The following is a 22,393-nucleotide window of genomic DNA, read 5'->3' as shown; positions in this document are numbered from 1 at the left end:
CCGGTTACCGAACAAACAAAAAAAGGCATGGAAAATGAAATCGCAAGATACCAAGAGCTTCCCCTTGAGATCAGAGAATTACCGGGCATGGAAGACAGTAAAAAGTATTATCAAAGAGTACAAGATTCCTTGTCAGCAGGAAAAACCATAACGGGTCAACCCTTAAAAAATTAAAGGTATGATAGAACTGTATGTACCCAACGGAGCCATGGTAGTCTGTACGGAAGGAAAAAAAAACACGAATATCCGGGTCATCTCCCAAACGAGTGTACGAATAAACGGGAAATTACAAGCCACGAAAAACGATCGGTTTAGGGGAGATTTTCAATGTCCGAAAATGGTAAGCGGCTCTTCTGCTCTAAGCGGTATGGTGGGTGCGGCAGTGGGAGCCTTAGGCGGGCCGGTAGGAGCATGGGTGGGGTATTTTGCCGGGAGATTTATCGGCAGTTTGTCGGGTAATGGCTCAACCCGTTTGCTTCCGGGCTTATGCTCATCCTTATGTGCCTCTTCTCGTTGGGAGGGAGTTCACCCCAATGTGCGCATTTGCGGCCAACATGCCTTGATGGAAAAATCGCAATTACGCTGCCCGATGGGCGGAAACATTCATATAGTTATGCCCAATATCAAGGTGGCCCTAACCCACGCCCGTTTGGCACAAGGGGTTTATACGAAAGTGGATTATGACATTTCGGAAAATAATTCGGAAATTGACGGATTTGCTCCGGTGAGCGCGGAAAGAGCAGAGGAGATATTAAAAGATGATTGGGAAAAATTTTTAGATCAAGATGGAGATAACGGTTTTTATGCAACTCTGTACGAAGACCAAGAGGGAAATGTGGTGGTGGCCTACCGGGGTACGGACTTGGGCGCAGGTATCCAAGATGTAAAAGAAGATGTGGCGCAGGCGATGGGCATCAGCTCCGACCAATACGACGCAGCGGTAGCATTAGCCAAAGAGGTACAAAAGGCAAAGAAGAAAGGAATTATTACCGGAGATGTCAGCATAACGGGACATTCTCTGGGAGGAGGGTTGGCAACCCTAGCCGGTTCGGCAACGGGGTATCCCACCTATACCTATAATGCCGCTGCCGTGCATGAGAGTACTTACGAAAGAAACGGAATCAGTAAAAACATCGAACATGTGCAGGCCTATGTAGGAAGCAAAGATCCGTTAAATGCTTTTCAGGATAATCGGGAGGCGGTCTTGTCCGGAGCCGTATTAATAGCCCCGGCGCTTCCGGTAATGGGAGTAGGGTTCGGAACGGTAGTAGCAGGCGTACCGGGAGCCGTTCTGGGAGGAACTTTAGGCGCGGTCAGCAGCGAGATGTTGTTTTTTGCAGGAATCTGGGGAATACTAACCGGAGGAATGCCTCGCCAACAGGGAGTACAACGTATAGAGGTACCTCAGAACAGTTCTTTGTTAGACGGGCATATGATTGGAGATTTAATTCAAGGATTGGAACAAATGCAAAAGCGAATGGGAACAGGAAATCCGGTGTACAGCAGCAGAAAAATGTCTTCCGTAAAGTCAGCCGACATCGAAAAAACTAAAAAATGGTGGGAAGCGATATAAAGCTAGGGTGGGTATATATATTAAATAAAAGGTATAAAAATTTATAAACCATTTTGAACCGGAATAAGTCTGTAATTTTATTTTCAATGGCATTATCTAAGGAATTGATTTTTTTAAGAACGTTTAGATGGTTGGATCTAAAAAGAGTCATACTTTTATAGGAAATCCTTAAATTTGTAAATTCACTAGTAACTTAAAATAATGAATCTAAAATCTTATATAAAAGAAAAAAGTATACAAGCCATCGAGAACCTATTTCAACAAAGCATAAAAGATGTTGAAATACAAATAACCAAAGATGAATTTGAAGGAGATTATACTTTAATGGTTTTTCCCTTGGTTAAACTAGTGAAGCAAAAGCCGGAGGAAATTGCCCATAAAATAGGAACCTATTTGACCAATATAGAGGAGTTTACGGCATATAATGTAGTTAAAGGTTTTCTTAATCTGTCTTTAAATCCGACCGTCTTTACACAATTATTAAAAGAAAAGCATAAGGTTGAAGATTTTCAACTTAATAAAAAGAATACAGAAAAAATTATGGTAGAGTATTCCTCCCCGAATACGAATAAACCGATCCATTTAGGACACATTAGAAATAATTTATTAGGATTTTCTATAAGTAACATCCTTAGAGCTGCAGGAAATGAGGTAATGAGAGGTCAGATTATTAATGATAGAGGAATCCATATTTGTAAGTCCATGCTGGCTTGGCAAAAATATGGGAAGGGAGAAACCCCCCGCTCAACAGGAATAAAAGGAGATCATTTGGTAGGAAAATATTATGTTATTTTTGACCAAAAATACAAAGAGGAGGTCCATGCTTTAATTTCTTCCGGGATGGATGCAGAGGAAGCCAAGAAAAAAGCACCGATGCTGTTGGAAGCTCAAGAAATGTTGAAAAAGTGGGAAGCCGGAGATGCTGATATAAGAGCTCTATGGGAAGAGATGAATAGTTGGGTTTATTCCGGTTTTGATAAAACTTATCAGAGACTTGGAGTTTCTTTTGATTTAGTTCAATATGAAAGTGATACCTATTTGTTGGGGAAAGATGTTATTGAGGAAGGTTTAAAAAAGGGGGTGTTATTCAAAAAAGATGACGGGTCCGTTTGGGCTGATTTAGCAGAAGAGGGTTTAGATCAAAAATTATTATTGAGAGGAGATGGAACTTCTGTTTATATAACACAGGATTTAGGCACCGCCGTAGAAAGATTTACTCGTTTTCATTTAAATGAATTAATCTATACAGTAGGAAATGAACAAGACTATCATTTTCAGGTATTGTTTCTCATCTTAAAAAAATTAGGATACCATTGGGCAGATAAATTATATCATCTCTCTTACGGAATGGTAGATTTACCAAGTGGAAAAATGAAATCCAGGGAAGGAACCGTGGTAGATGCAGATGAGTTAATGGAAGAAATGTACAGGGAAGCTGTAAAAAAAACCGAAGAACTTGGAAAATTGGAAGGCTATACCGAAAAAGAAAAAGAACAAGTGAATGAGCTTATAGGATTGGGCGCGTTAAAATATTTTATTTTAAAAGTTGATCCTAAGAAAAGAATCTTGTTTGATCCCAATGAAAGTATAGAGTTTAATGGGAACACCGGTCCGTTTATTCAATATACTTATGCAAGAACTTGCTCCGTGTTAAGAAAAGCAGCGAAGCAAACTTTTGAAATAAAAGATAAAGAATTAAATAAAGCAGAACAAAAATTAATTATTTTATTATCCTCATACGAAGAACTCATTGAAAAATCCGCTGCAGAGTTGAATCCGGCTTTGATAGCCAACTATATTTACAATGTTTCAAAAGAATATAATTCTTTTTATCAGAGTAACCGGATCTTGAATGCCGAAAATGAATCAGAACAAACCATACGCCTTGCAATAACCCGGTGGACGGGCAATGTGATTAAGCATGGTTTACATTTGCTGGGTATAGGGGCACCGAAAAGAATGTAAGATGTCGCTGTATTTAGAAAATATATTAAAGCAAAAAGATATAACCCCTACAGCAATGCGATTATTAGTTTTAGATTATTTTCTTAAACAAAGCACTGCTTTATCCTTATCGGATTTGGAATCGGGTTTTGATTATTCAAACCGAGCTACTCTGTTCAGAACTTTAAAAACCTTTGAAAAGAAAGGATTATTGCACAGTATAAACGATGGACACATTACCGTATATGCCTTATGCATGGATAACTGTTCAGAGGAGCAACATGCAGACAGTCATATGCATTTTTGTTGCAAAAATTGTAAAAAAATATACTGTATGCGTTCGGTAAAAACGCCTAACATAAATATTCCTTCCGGATTTAATGCTGAAAAATTAGATATTATTATTCACGGATTGTGTAACGGATGTACAGAGAATCTTAACTAAAATGAACAAAGGAAAGAGAAAATTAGTAACTTTGTAAACTCATGAAAAACTTTGTAGTTTCAGCCCGAAAATACAGACCTCTGGAATTTGATGCTGTAGTAGGGCAAAGTCACATAACCCATACTCTGGAACATGCTATAGATAATAATCAATTAGCTCAGGCATTGCTTTTCTGTGGACCCAGGGGGGTAGGAAAAACTACGTGTGCCCGTATTTTAGCAAGAAAAATTAATGAAAAATATGGAGATACCGATGAGCATGATTTCGCATTTAATATATTTGAGTTAGATGCAGCCTCCAATAATTCCGTAGAAGATATACGTAATTTGATAGAGCAAGTGCGATACGCACCTCAAGTAGGAAAATACAAAGTATATATTATCGATGAGGTACATATGTTGTCTAATGCGGCTTTTAACGCTTTTTTGAAAACTTTGGAAGAGCCACCGGCACATGCTATATTTATTTTGGCAACTACTGAAAAACAAAAGATTATACCTACTATACTTTCAAGATGTCAGATTTATGATTTCAAGAGAATTGAAATTGACGATATAAAAGATCAGTTAAAAAAAATAGCTGAAGAAGAAGGCATTCAATACGAAGAAGATGCTATTTATATTATTGCCCAAAAAGCAGATGGGGGATTACGGGATGCCCTTTCTATATTTGACAGGCTGGTTACTTTTACTCAAAAAAACTTAACAGTTGCAGCAGTTAGCGAAAATCTAAGTGTTCTCGATTATGATTATTATTTCAAAATAACAGATTTATCTTTAAAAAATGATATTCCCGGATTACTATTAATATTCCATGATATTGTAAAAAAAGGTTTCGATCCTCAACTCTTTATTTCAGGTTTAGGAAGTCATTTTAGAGACTTAATGGTAGCTCAGAATCCTCAAACTATCGCCCTGTTAGAAGTAGGAGTTAATACCAAACAAAAATATTTACAACAAGCGCAAAGTTGTTCATCAAGAATGTTGATAGATGCAATTGAAATTTGCCACCAGGCAGATATAAATTTCAGGAATAGTAAAAGTCCTAAGCTTTCTATTGAGATAGCCTTAATGCAACTAGCTTCTTTAACAGTAGGAGAGTCTAATATAATTAAAAAAAAAAATTCAGGATAATACCCCCTCCCAATCACTATCAAACCAATCAGGATAGTAAATTACCTCCATCACTCAAAAAAAATGAGGACGAAAAACAGGTGAAAATAGTTGATAAAACTAAAGTGACGGTGGTTGAAAAATTAACGACAAAACCGATAGTTAAAAGTACAACTCCCCTTGGTAATCAAACTAAAAACATTTCGTTTCTTTCAATTAAAGAATCACTTCATAAAGCTTCACAAAAAGAAGAAACGGTTACTAATTTAGATATTTCTAAAAAAGATAAAGACGATTTAACAGAAGATCAAGTAAATAGTTTTTGGAAAGCTTATTTGGAAACATTAAAAAATCAGCCAGTTTTGTATAGTGTTTTAAATACGACTCAATGCACTGTTAAGCCTAATCATACAATTTTTTTTGAATTTCCTTCAAATTCAGCTTATGATGAATTTGAAAATTTAAGAGAAGATATATTTCAAAAGTTAAAAAAGGAAGCCAACAATTATTCAATCAATTTTAAATATCAAATTAAGGAAACTGAAAGAACTATTCTTTTAACTGATAAGGATAAATATGAAAAAATGGTTAAAGAAAATCCCTTATTGAAAAAATTAAGGAATGATTTTCGATTAGATTTTTAAGATTACTGATAAAGTATAATGAAAATTAATTATTAATAGGTTCATCACTATTCGAAATAGAATTAATTCTTTTTGGTAGAATATTAACTAAAATTTATATTCGTGTTTCAATAAATTATCGGATATTTGCATGGTGTTTAATTTGAATACTTTAATTGTTATGATTTTCAGTATAAAATTAAGACGGTCAAGATTATAAAATATTAAATTATAAACGGATGAAAAGAAATAAAATAATTGCAGTTTTATGTGTAGCATGCTCATTATCACTTTCTGCGCAAAATAAAATTGAATTAAAAACAGATAAAGAAAAGTTGTCGTATTCTTTAGCATTAAACATTGCTCAGAATTTAAAACAACAGGATATGCTAAAAGATGTAGATGTAAATATATTTAATCAGGCATTGAGGGATGAAATAGCCGGTAAACCAGCTGTATTTCCTATAGATTCTATAAATTCCTTTATGCAAAAATATTTTTCAAAAAAGAGACAAGAATTTGAAAAGAAAAGAAAAGAAAAAGGTGAAATAAATAAAACCCAAGGCTTAGCTTTTTTAGAAAAAAATAAAAAGAAAAAAGGAGTATTTACTACTGCCTCAGGCTTACAATATGAGGTTTTAGAAAAAAGTAAATCTACTGAAAAGCCTAATCCTGATGATATGGTAAAGGTTAAATATACCGGTAAACTTTTAGACGGGAAAATATTTGATTCAACGGATAAGAATAATTCAGGAAATCCTATAGAATTTCAATTAAATAGGGTTATTAAAGGTTGGACAGAAGGAGTAGCTCTCATGAATAAAGGATCAAAATACAGATTTTTTATTCCTTCAGATCTTGCTTATGGAGAAAATGGAGCCGGTATGGATATAGGTCCTAACTCAGTATTAATATTTGATATAGAATTAGTAGATTTTACTAATAAGAATGAAACTAAAACTGAATAAAAATTGCCAATAAAAAAATATTTAACTATTTAACACAATGATAAAGAAAACGATTTTACTAGCATTAGCAGGTATGAGTCTTGTTGCATGTAATAAAGAAGGACAAAGAGTTACTAAATTAAATACCGATGATGAAAAAGCAGCATACGCAATCGGCCTAGATTTAGCTCGTAATTTTAAAATTCAGGGATTTGATAAAGATTTAAATGTAAATATTATTAAACAAGCGATGGAAGATAAATTTGAAAATAAACAATTATTATTTTCTGAAGATTCCATACAATCTTTTATGACTGTTTATGTTCCAAAACATGTGGAAAAAATAGCTAAAAGAAACGCAGAAGAAAGCAAAAAATTCTTAGAAGAAAATAAAAAGAAAGAAGGCGTTAAAACTACAGCTACAGGTCTACAATATAAAGTTGAAAAAGAAGGAAATGGAGCTAAGCCAACAGATGAAGATATGGTCTCCGTTAATTATGTGTTGAAAACTACAGATGGTTCTATTGTTGAAGATTCTAAAAAACAAACTGAAGGTAAACCTGCCGATATTCCTTTAGCAAGAGTTGTACCCGGGTGGAAAGAAGGGGTTAAACTCATGTCCAAAGGTGCTAAATATATATTATATGTGCCTTCAGAGTTAGCGTATGGAGAAAATGGACCGGCAGGTCCTAATCAGGCTTTAATATTTGAAGTGGAATTGGTAGATTTTAAACCTATGCCTAAAGATGGAAAAAATGAAGCACCCATGCAGTTGACTCCTGAACAATTAGAGCAATTAAAAAACCAATCCAAACCACAACAAAAGTAAAATATTGTTTAAAATAATACGTATTATAGAAAACTCTTATTTTTAATAAGGGTTTTTCTTTTTATAAAAGCGGCATTACAAATTCATTTAGTAAATTTGTGTTCAAAATTTTACGCATGAAGAAAATTCAAATGGTGGATTTAATCAGCCAATATCAGCATATAAAACCTACTATAGACAAAGGATTTGAAGAAGTATTAAGCACCGCTTCTTTTATTAACGGTCCACAAGTAAATTTATTTGCACAAAATTTAGAAAAATATTTAGATGTAAAGCATGTAATCCCATGTGGGAATGGTACAGAAGCGCTTCAAATAGCTTTAATGGCTTTGGATTTACAACCCGGAGATGAAGTTATCACCTCTGATTTTACTTTTGCAGCAACCGTTGAAGTAATCAGTTTATTAAAATTAAATTCTGTATTAGTAGATGTTGATTATGACACATTTACTATAAGTCCGGAAGCAATTAGGAAAGCTATTACTCCCCGTACTAAAGCTATTATTCCGGTTCATTTATTCGGACAGTGTGCAAATATGGAGGAAATTTTGCAGATTGCTAATGAACATAACTTATATGTTATTGAAGATAATGCTCAAGCAATAGGTGCAGAGTATACATTTAAAAACGGAACTTGTAAAAAATCCGGAACCATGGGAATCATAGGAACAACTTCATTTTTTCCTTCTAAAAATTTGGGCTGTTATGGTGATGGAGGGGCACTTTTTACTGATGATGATGAGCTGGCGCATAAAATAAGAGGAATTGTTAATCATGGAATGTACAAAAGATATTACCATGATGAAATAGGAGTAAATTCACGATTGGATAGTTTGCAAGCTGTAGTCCTAAATACAAAATTACCTTTATTGGATTCTTATAATGAAAAGAGGATAAAAGCTGCTAATTATTATGATAGAGCTTTTTCCGATCATCCTAATTTAGTTATTCCGGTGAGAATGGAAATATATTCTACTCATGTGTTTCATCAATATACCTTAAAGGTGATCAATTCGGATAGGAATTCTTTACAACAATATCTTTCAAAAAGAGAAATTCCTGCAATGATTTACTATCCTGTTCCATTAAGAAAACAAAAAGCTTATGATAATGGAAATTATAATGATGAAGATTTCCCGGTAACCAATAAGCTCATTGATGAAGTAATTTCTTTGCCTATGCATACGGAGTTAGAAGAAGATCAGCTTAAATTTATAACCGATACTGTTTTAAACTTTTTTAAATAAGAATAAATAGAGAAACCTATAAAAGAAAAAGCCTGAAAATATTTCAGGCTTTTATATTATTAAAGTGATGTTTTTATTTTTTAAACTTATAATATCTAGCTCCTATTAATACAGGATTTTCATTTTCAATTCTTTCCAAAATATATTCGTTTTTAGGTGTAAGAACAGATTTCTTCAATTCTTTTTTATATAAAGAATGATACGTATCCATATCAATTGCATAAGTATTATCTAACGTTTCAAATAATCGAAGCTTTTCAGACTGTGTTTTCCAATCTTTTTCAACTATACCTTCAAATGCTTTCGATTTAGAACCACTTCCATAAGCTAAAAAACCAAACTTTTCTCCGGTTATCTCGGTATTATTTTTTACATGATAAGATAAGGTAGATAATAATCCCATAAATATAGATCCTGTATACATGTTACCTATATGGGAAGAAGCAACTTCAGCGGGAGCAAACTTTTCCTTTACAAAAGATTGGTATTCCTCAGTTTTTCCTATTTCCTTAATTTTATCTGCATACTCCTTTTCTTGTGTAGGTAAAGATTCTTTTAAATCCGAATCTAAAGCATATATTTCAGAAAACATTCTTCTTCCTTGAAATGAATAAGGAGAATGTACAATAATATTTTTCCACTGTTGATAAAGGGTTGTTTCAACACTTAATAATTTTTTAAGATGGAAATAAGCCCCTTTTAATCTATTTTGGTAACACATGTTTGAATACTGACCATCAAATACAGGTTGTTCCTTAAAAAGATCAATCTCATTTTCCTCAATTCCAAACCAAATTGGATTGGTATCTTTTTCAGTTACTTCTTTTTTGGATAAACTTCTTTTAGGCTTAAAAAAATCAAAAACACCTTGAGTACTAATTCCGATTTTATTACTGATTGAAATTATTTTAGGATTAGCAGACAATAATAAGGCAACAGCACCTGCTCCTTGTGTATATTCACCTGTTGAATTCAAGTCGTATTTTGCATAGTCAGTACCAATGACAATTGCTTTTTTGTCAGGATTAACTCGAATATAGTCTAATGAATTATGTAAGGCATCTACCCCACCAATACAAGCAAAAGTAAGATCAACCACATCACAATGCTCAAAAGAACCTTCGCCATAAAGATCCTCCATTAATGATATCAGAAAAGATCCGATGGGTTTGGATGAGTCGATACCGCTTTCTGTACCTACATAAATGCGGCAAATTTCTTCAGGTCGCAATCTTTCTTGTTCCAGTAATTTTTTTAGAGCATTAGCTGCAAAAACAATTACGTCTTGATGAACATCCGGAAGAGACATCTTACGTAAACCTAATCCTTTTTCAAGCTTTGCCGGTTCAATGTCTCTAGCAATTGCTAAATCTTTTATAGGCAAGTATATTTTTGGGATATCAAAAGAGAATGCATCAATACCCACTTTTACATCATAATTCATAATATTAATAAATTCTTCACAAAAATAGTAAATATAAATTTATTAAAGGGGGGGTATAAAGTTTAATAAATCTGAGAATTAAAAAAGAGTTTATCAATACTAAGTGGTGAATTTAAAAGATGTATATTTTCAAAATGTCCTTATAAATTATCTATAGATAATATTTTACTTGTGGCTAAATTCAAATGTATAAAAATAATAGAGCAAAAAATGACAATTTGAAGAATTTTAAAGTTGAATGATTAAAAGTTATATATCATATAACTTTTGTCCAATATATGTGTAGCAAACAAAAATTTTAGAAGATAATTTATTAGATCATTACCTTTCCCAGGCTGCAATATATTCCGTATTTTTGCTTGTGAAAATCTATGAATAATGGGTAAATTAAAAGAGGAATTTTTTAAATATCAGGCTAAAACAACTTTTTTTGCTTCAGGTTTTGAAGTAGATAAAGCAGTTGGGAATTATATTTACGGTAAAGATGGCAGAGCGTACTTAGACTTTGTAGCCGGAGTTTCTGCTAATACTTTAGGTCATTCCCATCCTAAAGTGGTACAAGCAATTAAAGATCAAGCGGATAAATACTTACATGTAATGGTATACGGGGAATATGCGATGGAAAAGCCGGTACAAATATGTAAAATGTTATCGGAAAATTTACCGGATCCGCTTCATACCACTTATTTGGTAAATTCCGGAACAGAAGCTATTGAAGCTTCCATGAAATTAGCTAAAAGATATACAGGAAGACAAGAAATCATATCATTTGTAGATGCTTACCATGGAAACTCACAAGGTTCATTGAGTTTAGCCGGGAGAGATACCAATAAAAAACCGTTTGAGCCTTTATTGCCTCAAATTAAATTTATACATTTTAATCAAGAAAAAGATTTAGCTAAAATAACAGAAAAAACTGCAGGAGTAGTAGTAGAAACAATTCAAGGTGCGGCAGGATTTATAGTTCCTGAAGACAATTACCTGAAAAAATTAAAAAACAGATGCGAAGAAGTAGGGGCTTTATTAATTTTAGATGAGATACAACCAGGGTTTGGAAGAACAGGTAAATTATTTGCTTTTCAATGGTATGATATAGTTCCCGATATTTTGGCAATGGGAAAAGGTATGGCCGGAGGAATCCCAATAGGTGCATTTACGGCTTCTGCAGAAATAATGAATACTTTAGCAGATCATCCTAAATTGGGCCATGTTACTACATTTGGCGGTAATCCCATACCGGCAGCAGCAGCTTGTGCGGTTATGGAGGAATTATTAACTACGGATTTAATGGTTCAAGTTCACAGTAAAGAAAAGTTATACAGAGAAAAATTAAATCATAAGGAAATCATATCCATTAATGGAAGGGGATTAATGTTGGCTGTACAATTAAGATCTCCTGAATTTAGTTTAAAAGTTGCTGAAAGATGTATGAACAAAGGTTTAATCGTTTTTTGGCAATTATACAGGAATGAATTTTTAAGAATTTCCCCCCCTTTAACCATCACTCCTGAAGAGATTATAAAAGGGTGTGATATTATTTTAGAATCAATCAATGAAGTAGCTAAAGAAATTTAAATTCGAATAATATTAAATTAGGATAAATTCTAGGTTTCATTTAAACAAAACCTTTTCAAGTAAAGAGAGTATTCCTTTACTATTACTTAACAACTAAAATTAAAAAATATGGCAACTGCACACATTCAAGCAGAATTTGGAGAAATTGCGAAAACGGTATTGATGCCCGGAGATCCTTTAAGGGCAAAATATATAGTAGATAAATATTTAGAAAATCCAATACAATTTAATTCTGTTAGAAACATGTTAGGATACACCGGGCATTATAAAGGAAAAAAAATATCCATTATGGGTTCCGGTATGGGGATGCCCAGTATAGGTATTTATTCATACGAATTATTCTCTCATTATGGAGTAGATACTATAATACGAATCGGATCAGCAGGATCATATGTAGAAAATATTAAGATATATGACGTTGTACTGGGAAATAGTGCGTATAGCGAATCCTCCTACGCAAAAGTACAGTCGGGATACGAGAAAGATAAATCCTACCCTTCTGAAAAATTAAATTCATACATCTCAAAAAAAGCACTAGAATTAAACATTTCAATTCACGAAGCATGCATACATTCTAGTGATGTTTTTTATGTGAAAGGAGGAACTGATTATAAAAAATTGGTGCAAGATCATGGTTGTACTTGTGTAGAAATGGAAAGTTTTGCTTTATTTCATAATGCACAAGTTTTAGGTAAGAATGCAGCTTGTTTATTAACAATCTCTGATTCTTTCATTACTCAAGAAAATATATCAGCAAAAGAAAGACAATCATCTTTTGATACAATGATGATACTTGCTCTGGAATCAGCTATAGGTTTTCAATAAATTTTCAGATAATTATAAAAAAAGGCAAGTATAACCTATTCTTGCCTTTTTTATTGCGTATAGATATTCTATTACAAAACATTTATAAATTTAGTAAGCAGGGCAACCAACTTATCGAAGGCATATAAGGAAACTTCTGTATCGTATATATCATGATATCCGCTTTTTCCACCTAAGGTATAAATATAAAAAGAAGGAACCCCTTTTTCATAAAAAGGACAATGATCGCTATTGCATGCACTTCCTCTGATTTTCACCTGCTTTAAATAATTATACATATAGCTTATATAATCAAGTTTATTGAATTGCTTATAAAATTCTTTACCATTTACTACTTGTATACCTTCTTCGCCGGTACCTACCATATCAAAATTCAGCAAAAATTTAATTTTCTTTAAATCAAACAGGGGATGATCTACAAAATATTTCGAACCTTTTAATCCTGCTTCCTCTCCGGCAAAAGCAATAAACACTATGTCAAAATTAGGCTTATTTTTTTCAAACACTTTAGCCATTGAAAGTAATAGGGCTATCCCACTGGCATTATCATTAGCACCGGAAAATACAACATCATTAATTTTACCCAAATGATCATAATGAGCTGTTAATACGATAAGACTATCTGAACGCTTACCTTTTATATATCCTACGATATTATTAGCTTCAAAATTAGGTTCAAAATGAGTTTTTATATCTAAAGATATGGATTTAATAGTGTCAGTTAGTGATTGATCATTGATAAATAAATTAACGGTTTTAGTTTGTATAGGGCTCAACGAATGTATAAATTTTGAAGTAGTTTGCTGTATTACCAGTGGGGTTGAAATTCCTAAATCTCCATTAGATATAATTTGAGGTACATCACGGTATAGTTGATTCGCTGATTCATCCTGTATGATCATATTATCCGAGAATATTTTATTGGGAAAAACCACAGAATGTGTATTTATTTTTTCCAATTCCTTATCAAAATAAGAACGATCATTCCATTCAAATAAACTATCAATTACTGAAGTATTAAAAACAACAGGAGAAAATGTTCCTTGTAATGAAGGAGAGCCGGCGCCCACTAAATAGTCAGTTCCTAGTTTCAGTTCTTTACCATTAATAGATACAAAACTTTTTTCGATAATATTAATTGAATAGGTAAAAGGTTGGAAATAAGAATTATGGAACTTTAATAATCCTATTTTTTCAAACTGAGAAGCAATTTCTCTCGATGTTTTTTCCATCCCATCTTCTACATAGCCTCGGCCGGCAAATTCAGAAGAAGTTAATTTTTTAATGACCTGTTCCGCATAAACTTTAGAAGTTTGCGCTTTAGAAAAATTAAACAGAAAAAGAATTAAAATTGTATAACAGTTTATAAATCTTAAGTTAGTTATTATCATCTTGAATATATGGTTTTGATTGATCTGATGGTATTTTAAAATTAACTTGTAAAATATAATAAGACCGTACACGCTTTTTATTTATTTTAGCCGAATTCCATCTGGCTTGAGTCTTCTTTAAAACCCGAATAATTTCATCAGCACATTGGTATCCTATATCTTTTAAGATTTCAAAATTAGTAATTGTGCCGTTTTTCTCAATAATAAATTTTACAATTACTTTCCCTTGTATATGGTTTTGTAATGCTTTGGTTGGGTATTCAAGATTAGAGGATAAAATTTTAAATAATTGTTGTTTACCGCCTTCATATTCTCCTTTTATACGGACTTGACTCGGCTCATATATTTTATTTGTGTGAGAAGCTTTTTTAAATTCCTGAGCATTAAGACTATTGATAAGTAATATAACAGTTAAATAAGATATGAATGTGTGTATGGTTTTTCTCAACATAATTGGTAGTTTAGTTAAAATTTATATGTATTAAATAAGTATACGAGGTAAATTAATAATATTTTTCAAATATGTAACTATTTATTTTTAATTACAAATTAAAAGGTAGTTTACAATATGGAAAGGGAATTACCATCAAATATAAAGATTTAACGTACTATTTCAATCGTATATTTTAATGTATTTTGATACTTTACATAAAGCATGCCCCATCTACATCATTACATTCATAATAGCCATCCCAATCAAAACCAATCTAAGCATTAACGTTAAATGGTATATTATAAAATGTACGGATTAAGCTCATTAATATAAAGAATTTCAAAAACAAAATTTAACTGAATTAAGTGTTAAAAGAATCTAAATAAAAATGAAATTCTTAATTTTGAGAAAGATTAAATTTTTTGACGATAATTATACACAGTAAAGATATTTATTTGAAAATTCTCATGAAAAAAATAGCAGTAACAGCAGCCCTATTATTCACGATCTTATCCCAAGCACAACGTTATCCTAAAGATTTTGTGTCTCCTTTAACTATATCAATTTCTTTATCTGCTAATTATGGAGAATTAAGAAAAAATCATTTTCATTCCGGTTTGGATATGAAAACCCAGCAAAGATCAGGTTTGTCAGTGTTGGCTGCTCAAGAGGGTTATATTTCTAGAATTAATATTTCAGCCTATGGATACGGCAAAGCAATATATATAGATCATCCTAATGGATACACTACTGTATATGGTCATCTAAGCGAATTGAAAGGTGCAATTGAAGAAAGAGCACGTAAAGAACAATATAAAAATAAAAACTATTCTGTCGATTTTTATCTGAAACCGGGAGAAATTCCGGTTAAAAAAGGAGAAGTTATAGCACTTTCAGGAAATACCGGAGGTTCAGGAGGGCCACACTTACATTTTGAAGTTCGAGATACGCAAACAGAAGAAATTTTAAATCCATTTTTGTTCGGATATGATGTTAATGATCATATAAAACCTATGCTGAGAGGTTCCTGGATTTATCCCATCAAAGGAACGGTGAATGGAAGTGCCAGTAAAGTTGTAGCCTCAGAAGGTGGAAATTATACTGTGTCCGGAGAAGTAGGTTTTGGTGTAAAAGCATATGATCAACAGGGTGGATCCCAAAATTTAAATGGAATTTATTTTATAAAAATCTTTGTTAATGATAATTTATTATCGACTTTTCAAGCGGATAAGCATTCCTTTAGTGAAACGCGTTATATCAATGCGAGTGTGGATTATCCTGAGTTAATAGCTCATAATAATTGGATATACCGTACCTATTTATTACCGGGTAATACTTTGCAAATGTATGAACAAAAAGTAAATAGAGGGATAGTAAAAGTCGAGGCAGGAAAAACTTATAAAGTAAAAATAGAAGTAGGAGATTATGCCGGGAATGTAACCACCCGAAGTTTTACTATGAATGGTGTGGCTTATAAAAACCCGGATGAAGATGGTAAATCGAAAATAGAAAACGATAAATTAGTGGTTAATTTTAAGAGTCCCTATATTTTTAAACAGGACGGATTGTTTATAAACTTTGAGAAAGATTCTTTTTATGAAGATTTTATTTTTAATTACAAAAAAATGGGAAATAATGAATATCAAGTTCATAAATCTTCAGTCCCTATACACAAAAAATACGAAATGATTATAACTCCTGATTGGAGCAACTTGGATAAATCTAAAGCGGACAAATATGTAATTATTAGAGAATCTAATTTTGGTCCCTTAAAAAAGGAATATTTAGATACTTCCTACGAAAGCGGTACATATAAAGCAAATCCCAAAGATTTTGGTAAATTTTATCTAGCATTAGATGAATCAGTTCCTTCAATTAGTTGTCCCATGCTTTCAAAATCAAAAAAAATTGGAAATAAATTAGTGTTTAAAATAAAGGACACAGGGTCGGGAATAAACACATATGATGTTTTTATTGATGGAAAATGGATACTCGCAGAATACGAGTATAAGCAAAACAGCCTTTTTATTTCCAATTTAGAGAAAGAAGGCATTCGAGCAGGAAAACATCAAGTGGAAGTTATAGTTACCGATAAAGTAAATAATAAAAAGATATATACGAGCGACTTTGAAAAATTATAAAATTCTATCATTTTTAGTCTTATGGACGGTCTCTTTTACCGTATGGGGGCAGGCCATAAATATTTCAGGAAAAGTAGAAGATGAACAAGGAAATCCTTTAAAAGGGGCCCATGTTTATGTAAAATCTGACCAATTTTCAACTTCCGATATAAAAGGAAATTATCGATTGCAGGTACCTTCCCATACATCTATTATCTTAACCGTTGAACATATTGGGTTTTCAGTAGATTCTAAAAGTATTATTACGACTGATGAAGATATTGTAGTTGATTTTAAACTTAAGACGATTAAAGAAAAAGTGATTCCGGAAATTGTATTCAAAGGAGCCCGAAAAAAATCGGCAGATATTACCATGCATCCAATCGATATGAAAAATTTAGATAATACTCCGACTCTTTCCGGAGGAGTAGAAGAGATCCTAAATACAGTTTTTGTCAGTACAGCCAGTGAGTTAAGCTCATTTTACAGAGTCAGAGGAGGAAATTATGATGAAAATTTAGTTTATATAAATGGGGTTGAAATTTATAAACCGTTATCGGTTCGAAGTGGACAACAAGAAGGTATGAGCATCATTAATCCGGATATGGTTTCTACGGTAAATTTTTCTGCAGGAGGTTTTGAATCTCGTTACGGTGATAAAATGTCCAGTGTGCTAGATATTGCATACAGAAAACCCAAAAAATTTGAAACTAAATTGGAAGCCAGTTTATTAGGCGGTGGAACAACTTTCGGCTTTGCGGATAAAAAAAATAAATTTTCAGGAATTTTAGGAGCCAGATATAGAAATACGGATCTTATTTTGAATACTTTTGATGGAGATACGGATTTCAATCCGGAATATTTTGATGTACAAACTTTCCTTCAATATACATGGGCTCCTAAATGGAAACTATCTTTTTTAGGAAATTATGCTTCCAATGAGTATAAAATGGTACCTAAAAAAAGGGAAGTAGAATTTGGAACCTTACATCAACCAATTAAGTTAAACGTTGCCTATAATGGAAATGAAAAAGATACTTATAAAACAGCTAACGGAACTTTATCATTAGAATTTAAACCGACAGATAACTTAGCCTTTAATTTAGATGGATATGCTTTTCATTCCAAAGAGCATGAATATTTTGATATTTCAGCCGGATATATGCTGCAAGAAGCAGATCACAATACAGGAGACTTTCTTCCTTCCTTCAATTCGGGAGGACAAATTAACCATGGAAGAAACAATTTGGATATGTTAGTTCTTGGAACACAGTTAAAATCTAAATACAATCTGAACATTAATTCCGCATTGGAGGCAGGTTTTCAGTATCAGCATGAAGATATACGTAATCTTAAAAACGAATGGCAGCTTATTGATTCAGCAGGATATTCAATACCAAGACCTATATTGCCGCCCGGAGATCTAGACGAATCAGATCTAATTTTATTACATCATGTTTCAGCTAATAATAAGCTTTTGTCCAATCGAATTAATGGGTATTTGCAATATTCAACTAAATTTTTGTGGAATACGTCGCGTGTGCTAATTAATGCGGGAGTGAGGGCAACCTATTGGGATTTCAACGGAGAAACCAATTTCAGCCCAAGAGCACAAATCGCTCTAAAGCCAGATTGGAAAATAGATATGTTATTTCGTTTTGCCACAGGATTCTACTATCAACCTCCTTTTTATAAAGAAGCCATGCGATTGGATGGTATCCTCAATGATAAAATAAAATCACAACGTTCCATACATTTTATTTTAGGTAATGACTTTGAATTTAAAATGCTAAATAAGCATCCATTTAAATTGACAACAGAAATTTATTATAAAAAGTTAGATGATCTTATCCCATACTTTTTGGATAATGTTAGGGTAATTTATACGGGAGAAAATAATTCCAAAGGATATGCCTATGGGATAGATGCTCGGTTGAATGGTGAATTTGTAAGTGGAGCAGAATCTTGGTTATCGGTTTCATATGGTAAAACCGAAGAAAATATTGACGGAAGAGGATATATACCGCGTCCGACTGATCCTAGATTAAAAGTAGGATTATTTTTTCAAGATTATATGAAAAATTATCCTCGATTTAAAGCCAATGTGAATTTAGTGTATGCATCCGGTCTTCCCAATGGAGCTCCTTTATATTCGGATCCTTATGATTATCAAACGACCTTATCGGACTATAAACGAGCCGATGTTGGCTTGACCTATGTTTTTGTTGATCAAAAAAAGAATAAAGCGCGTATCGGTACAGGGTGGGAAAGATTTAAGGAACTATCTTTAGGTCTTGAAATATTCAATGTTTTTAATGTTAGAAATACTATAAGCAATGAATGGATAAGAGATATAAATTCAACATCTTATTATGCGGTGCCCAATAAACTCACCGGAAGATTTTTTAATGTTAAATTGAATGTAAAATTATAATCATTAATCTATTTTTAAATACAACTTATAATTCACAGTTTTTTACTGTTGTTATACATTTCATACTTTTAATAACCGTAAGGAATAAAAAACATAAATTAAAGTTTATTGGTATAAATTGTATATATTTGGAATTATGTATTTAAAATTTTTAAAATGGAAACTAAACATAAATATAAAACAATAAGTTCTGATATAAATATAGCTCGTTCGATAAAGTTAAAACCTATTACCGAAATAGCTCAAAGCATAACCATTCCGGAAAAAGAATTAATACCTTATGGAAAATATATCGCAAAAGTTCCACTTGAATTAGAATCAGAAGATAAAATAAAAAAATCTAATTTAATTTTAGTAACCTCCATAACACCTACTAAAGCAGGTATAGGAAAAACAACAGTGTCCATAGGTTTAGCACTAGGACTTACCAAAATCGGTAAAAAAGCAGTAGTTGCCCTTCGAGAACCTTCGTTAGGACCCTGTTTTGGGATGAAAGGAGGAGCAACCGGAGGAGGATACGCCCAAGTGCTGCCAATGGAAAATATCAATCTTCATTTTACCGGAGATTTCCATGCAATAACCTCAGCGCATAATATGATTACCGCTTTACTGGATAATTATAATTATCAAAACAGAGGCACATCGGATGTATTAAAAGAAGTAGTTTGGAAAAGAGTATTGGATGTTAATGACCGTTATCTTCGTAACATAGTTACCGGTTTGGGAGAAAATGGCAACGGTGTAATTCAGGAATCGGGATTTGATATTACTCCGGCTTCTGAAATTATGGCTATACTATGTTTAGCAACAGATATAATAGATTTACGAAGAAGGATTGAAAATATTTTATTGGGCTACAAAACAGATGGTAGCATTTTCACTGTGAAAGATTTAGGAATTGCGGGAGCTATAACGGTTTTATTAAAAGACGCTTTACTTCCCAACTTAGTACAAACTACTGAAAATACAGCTGCATTTGTACATGGGGGACCATTTGCCAACATAGCTCATGGATGTAATTCCGTAATAGCAACTAAAATGGCGATGAGCCATGGAGATTATGTGATTACAGAAGCCGGCTTTGGTGCTGATTTAGGCGCTGAAAAGTTTTATAATATTAAGTGCAGGAAATCGGGATTACAACCTAAATTGACTGTACTGGTAGCTACTGCTCAAGGATTGAAAATGCATGGAGGAGTTCCTATAACTCATATAAAAGAGGAAAATATTAACGGAATCAAGCAAGGCCTTGAAAACCTGGAAAAGCATATTGAAAACATTAAATCATACGGGCAAACCGTAGTAGTTGCTTTTAATAAATTTACAACTGATACGGAAAAAGAAATTTCTTTAGTACAAGAATTTTGTAAAGAAAGAGAAATAGGTTTTGCTATGAATAATGCTTTTGCGGAAGGAGGAAAAGGCGCAGTGCATCTGGCTGAATTAGTAGTGGAGACTATTGAAAAAAATCCCTCCGAAAAACTAAAATTTGTTTATAAAGATGAGGATTCATTTAAACTAAAAATAGAAAAAATAGCAAAAAATACATACGGAGCATCATCGATAACTTTTAGTAAACAGGCAAATCAAAAACTCAAAAAACTAGAAGATAGCGATATGAGAAAGTTCCCGGTTTGTATCGCAAAGACACAATTTTCATTTTCAGCAAACCCGACCGCTTATGGAGTAGTTAGAGACTTTGATCTGGAAATAAGGGATATTATAATTAATAGAGGAGCTGAATTTATTGTTGTGATTGCAGGGGATATCATGCGTATGCCCGGTTTACCAAAAAATCCGGCGGCTATGCATATAGATTTGGTTAATGGTTTAGTGGAAGGTCTCAGTTGAAGGTAAATTTTAAATCATTTAATTATGCGCCTGATTAAATTAATTAAAGAGCAATTTATTTTATTGTATAAATTTTGTTGCAATAAAAATAGTTTATACAAAAAGATTCGGTGAATAACAAGTAATTACATTTATCAAAAACATAACCTAATTTTTATCATTAATTATCATTACATAAAATAATGAACATAAATAAATTGTTCTCAGAAAAACGAACGGGAATACAATATAAATCGACGGAGAAACATGCAGATGCAAGAAGTGAATATCAAAGAGATTTTGATCGAGTTATATTTTCTACTTCGTTTAGAAGATTGCAAAATAAAACGCAGGTTTTCCCCCTTCCGGGAAGTGTTTTTGTACACAATAGACTAACGCATTCATTGGAAGTGGCTTCAGTAGGAAGGTCTTTAGGAAGTGAAATAGGGAATTTTATAGCAACTGCTTTTGCTTCGGATTTAACAGAAAATAATAAAGAATTATATCGACACAGCCTTTATAACGTAATTTCCACTGCCTGTTTATGCCATGATATAGGAAATCCTGCGTTTGGACATTCCGGAGAAGACGCTATTGCCAGTTATTTTCATCGAAATGCATCTCAGTTAAAAGATCGGTTTTCCAAAGCCCAATGGACTGATTTTTTAAATTTTGAAGGAAATGCTAACGCTATACGCCTACTCACTCAAAAACAAAACGGTAAGTCTGAAGGAGGAGCTATGCTTACTTATTCGACCTTAACATCTATTGTCAAGTATCCATGTGAATCTATAGCAAAAGATAAAAAACTATTACAAAGAAAAAAATTCGGTTTTTTTCAATCCGAAAAAAAAACTTTTCAGGATATTGCTCATGAAACATCTATGAAACTGGTACAAGAAGATCCTTTGTGTTATTATAGACATCCGTTTGTTTGGATCGTAGAAGCTGCAGATGATATTTGTTATAACATAATAGATCTGGAAGATGCACAACGATTAGGATTTATAAATGCTCAGACATGCGAAAATCTTTTGCAGCAAATAATTACAGAAATTCACGGTAACGATAAATGGTGCAGGGTAAAAAAAAAGTTGGATAGTATTAAAGATAAAAATGATCGTATTTCTTTTTTACGTGCAGTGTCCATATGTGCATTAATCTCAAGATCAGTAGAGCTGTTTAAACAAAATTTTGAAAAAATAGTAGAGGGTACTTTGCAAATCTCCATTTATGACTTAATTCAGCAGGAATGTAAAGCACTTCTAACCATTAAAGAATTTTCCGAGACTCATATCTATAATCACCGATCAGTAGTTGAAATAGAAAATGCAGGTTATAATGTAATGTATGAACTATTAGATCATTTTATACCGTCAATTTTAAAATCAGAAAAAAATCGTTTGGGATATGAAAAAAAAGCAGTGAAACTTATCCCGAAACAGTTTCTTTATGAAAATGAAAACGACTATGAAAAAGTATTAGGAATAATAGATTTTGTATCGGGAATGACAGATAATTACGCAACGGATTTATACAGAAAGATTAAAGGAATAGATATAGGCATGACTTTATGATTTAATACGAATTATTTATTTGAATTTTTCTCCACCATCAAATT

At 32.6% G+C, this 22,393-nt stretch carries 17 protein-coding genes; 14 read left to right on the top strand and 3 right to left on the bottom strand.

Features of this window, described 5'->3' with window-relative positions; translation table 11 throughout:
• Nucleotides 1–178 precede the first annotated feature (178 nt).
• The 8 genes from ASC36_RS07075 to ASC36_RS07040 all read left to right on the top strand — a co-directional run bounded on the left by ASC36_RS07075 (nucleotide 179) and on the right by ASC36_RS07040 (nucleotide 8,720).
• The gene (locus ASC36_RS07075; protein WP_055425794.1) at nucleotides 179–1,573 is read left to right on the top strand and encodes a PAAR-like protein; all 1,395 of its coding nucleotides are present in this window, start codon (nucleotides 179–181) and stop codon (nucleotides 1,571–1,573) included.
• A 201-nt stretch (nucleotides 1,574–1,774) separates the two neighbouring features.
• The gene (gene argS / locus ASC36_RS07070) at nucleotides 1,775–3,538 is read left to right on the top strand and encodes an arginine--tRNA ligase (RefSeq protein ID WP_055425793.1); all 1,764 of its coding nucleotides are present in this window, start codon (nucleotides 1,775–1,777) and stop codon (nucleotides 3,536–3,538) included.
• Nucleotide 3,539: 1 nt separating this feature from the next.
• Nucleotides 3,540–3,962, top strand: coding sequence for a Fur family transcriptional regulator (locus ASC36_RS07065; protein ID WP_055425792.1), 423 nt, complete (start codon nucleotides 3,540–3,542; stop codon nucleotides 3,960–3,962).
• Nucleotides 3,963–4,003: 41 nt separating this feature from the next.
• Nucleotides 4,004–5,095 carry a DNA polymerase III subunit gamma/tau gene (dnaX, locus tag ASC36_RS07060; protein ID WP_055425791.1) on the top strand — a complete coding sequence of 364 codons (1,092 nt, stop codon included), beginning with the start codon at nucleotides 4,004–4,006 and terminating at the stop codon, nucleotides 5,093–5,095.
• Nucleotides 5,096–5,175: 80 nt separating this feature from the next.
• A complete protein-coding gene (locus tag ASC36_RS07055) occupies nucleotides 5,176–5,718 on the top strand; it encodes a hypothetical protein (protein ID WP_141656223.1) in 543 nt (180 codons plus the stop codon).
• 218 nt (nucleotides 5,719–5,936) lie between these two features.
• A complete protein-coding gene (locus ASC36_RS07050) occupies nucleotides 5,937–6,665 on the top strand; it encodes an FKBP-type peptidyl-prolyl cis-trans isomerase (RefSeq protein ID WP_055425789.1) in 729 nt (242 codons plus the stop codon).
• Nucleotides 6,666–6,702: 37 nt separating this feature from the next.
• Nucleotides 6,703–7,473, top strand: coding sequence for an FKBP-type peptidyl-prolyl cis-trans isomerase N-terminal domain-containing protein (locus tag ASC36_RS07045; RefSeq protein WP_055425788.1), 771 nt, complete (start codon nucleotides 6,703–6,705; stop codon nucleotides 7,471–7,473).
• Nucleotides 7,474–7,589: 116 nt separating this feature from the next.
• Nucleotides 7,590–8,720 (top strand): DegT/DnrJ/EryC1/StrS family aminotransferase, encoded by a 1,131-nt coding sequence (locus ASC36_RS07040; protein WP_055425787.1) that lies wholly within the window; start codon nucleotides 7,590–7,592, stop codon nucleotides 8,718–8,720.
• Between the two features lie 73 nt (nucleotides 8,721–8,793).
• On the opposite strand, the gene ASC36_RS07035 is transcribed toward ASC36_RS07040, so the two are convergent.
• A complete protein-coding gene (locus tag ASC36_RS07035; protein ID WP_055425786.1) occupies nucleotides 8,794–10,164 on the bottom strand; it encodes a hydroxymethylglutaryl-CoA synthase family protein in 1,371 nt (456 codons plus the stop codon).
• A gap of 378 nt (nucleotides 10,165–10,542) precedes the next feature.
• Between ASC36_RS07035 and ASC36_RS07030 the strand changes: the two genes are divergently transcribed.
• Together ASC36_RS07030 and deoD are read left to right on the top strand one after the other, a co-directional pair.
• A complete protein-coding gene (locus tag ASC36_RS07030) occupies nucleotides 10,543–11,739 on the top strand; it encodes an aspartate aminotransferase family protein (protein ID WP_055425785.1) in 1,197 nt (398 codons plus the stop codon).
• Between the two features lie 108 nt (nucleotides 11,740–11,847).
• Nucleotides 11,848–12,564 carry a purine-nucleoside phosphorylase gene (gene deoD, locus ASC36_RS07025; protein WP_055425784.1) on the top strand — a complete coding sequence of 239 codons (717 nt, stop codon included), beginning with the start codon at nucleotides 11,848–11,850 and terminating at the stop codon, nucleotides 12,562–12,564.
• Nucleotides 12,565–12,635: 71 nt separating this feature from the next.
• Here deoD and ASC36_RS07020 read toward each other — a convergent pair whose 3' ends face one another.
• Entirely contained in the window at nucleotides 12,636–13,955 is a 1,320-nt protein-coding gene (locus ASC36_RS07020) for a M28 family metallopeptidase (protein ID WP_055425783.1), read from the bottom strand.
• Nucleotides 13,942–14,406, bottom strand: a complete 465-nt coding sequence (locus ASC36_RS07015) for an energy transducer TonB (RefSeq protein ID WP_055425782.1) — start codon at nucleotides 14,404–14,406, stop codon at nucleotides 13,942–13,944. Before ASC36_RS07015 ends, ASC36_RS07020 begins: the two co-directional genes overlap by 14 nt.
• Before the next feature lie 449 nt (nucleotides 14,407–14,855).
• Between ASC36_RS07015 and ASC36_RS07010 the strand changes: the two genes are divergently transcribed.
• The 4 genes from ASC36_RS07010 (at nucleotide 14,856) to dgt (ending at nucleotide 22,349) form a co-directional block, all read left to right on the top strand.
• Nucleotides 14,856–16,529 (top strand): M23 family metallopeptidase, encoded by a 1,674-nt coding sequence (locus ASC36_RS07010; protein WP_055425781.1) that lies wholly within the window; start codon nucleotides 14,856–14,858, stop codon nucleotides 16,527–16,529.
• Nucleotides 16,516–18,942, top strand: a complete 2,427-nt coding sequence (locus tag ASC36_RS07005; RefSeq protein ID WP_245630757.1) for a TonB-dependent receptor — start codon at nucleotides 16,516–16,518, stop codon at nucleotides 18,940–18,942. Before ASC36_RS07010 ends, ASC36_RS07005 begins: the two co-directional genes overlap by 14 nt.
• Before the next feature lie 156 nt (nucleotides 18,943–19,098).
• Entirely contained in the window at nucleotides 19,099–20,793 is a 1,695-nt protein-coding gene (locus ASC36_RS07000) for a formate--tetrahydrofolate ligase (protein ID WP_245630756.1), read from the top strand.
• A gap of 182 nt (nucleotides 20,794–20,975) precedes the next feature.
• Nucleotides 20,976–22,349, top strand: a complete 1,374-nt coding sequence (gene dgt, locus ASC36_RS06995) for a dGTP triphosphohydrolase (RefSeq protein ID WP_055425780.1) — start codon at nucleotides 20,976–20,978, stop codon at nucleotides 22,347–22,349.
• The last annotated feature ends 44 nt before the right edge of the window (nucleotides 22,350–22,393 follow it).

The organism is Apibacter mensalis (genome assembly GCF_001418685.1).
Classification (GTDB): domain Bacteria; phylum Bacteroidota; class Bacteroidia; order Flavobacteriales; family Weeksellaceae; genus Apibacter; species Apibacter mensalis.
Note: the sequence above shows the minus strand (reverse complement) of the source record. Positions and strands in the feature narration are given on the sequence as shown.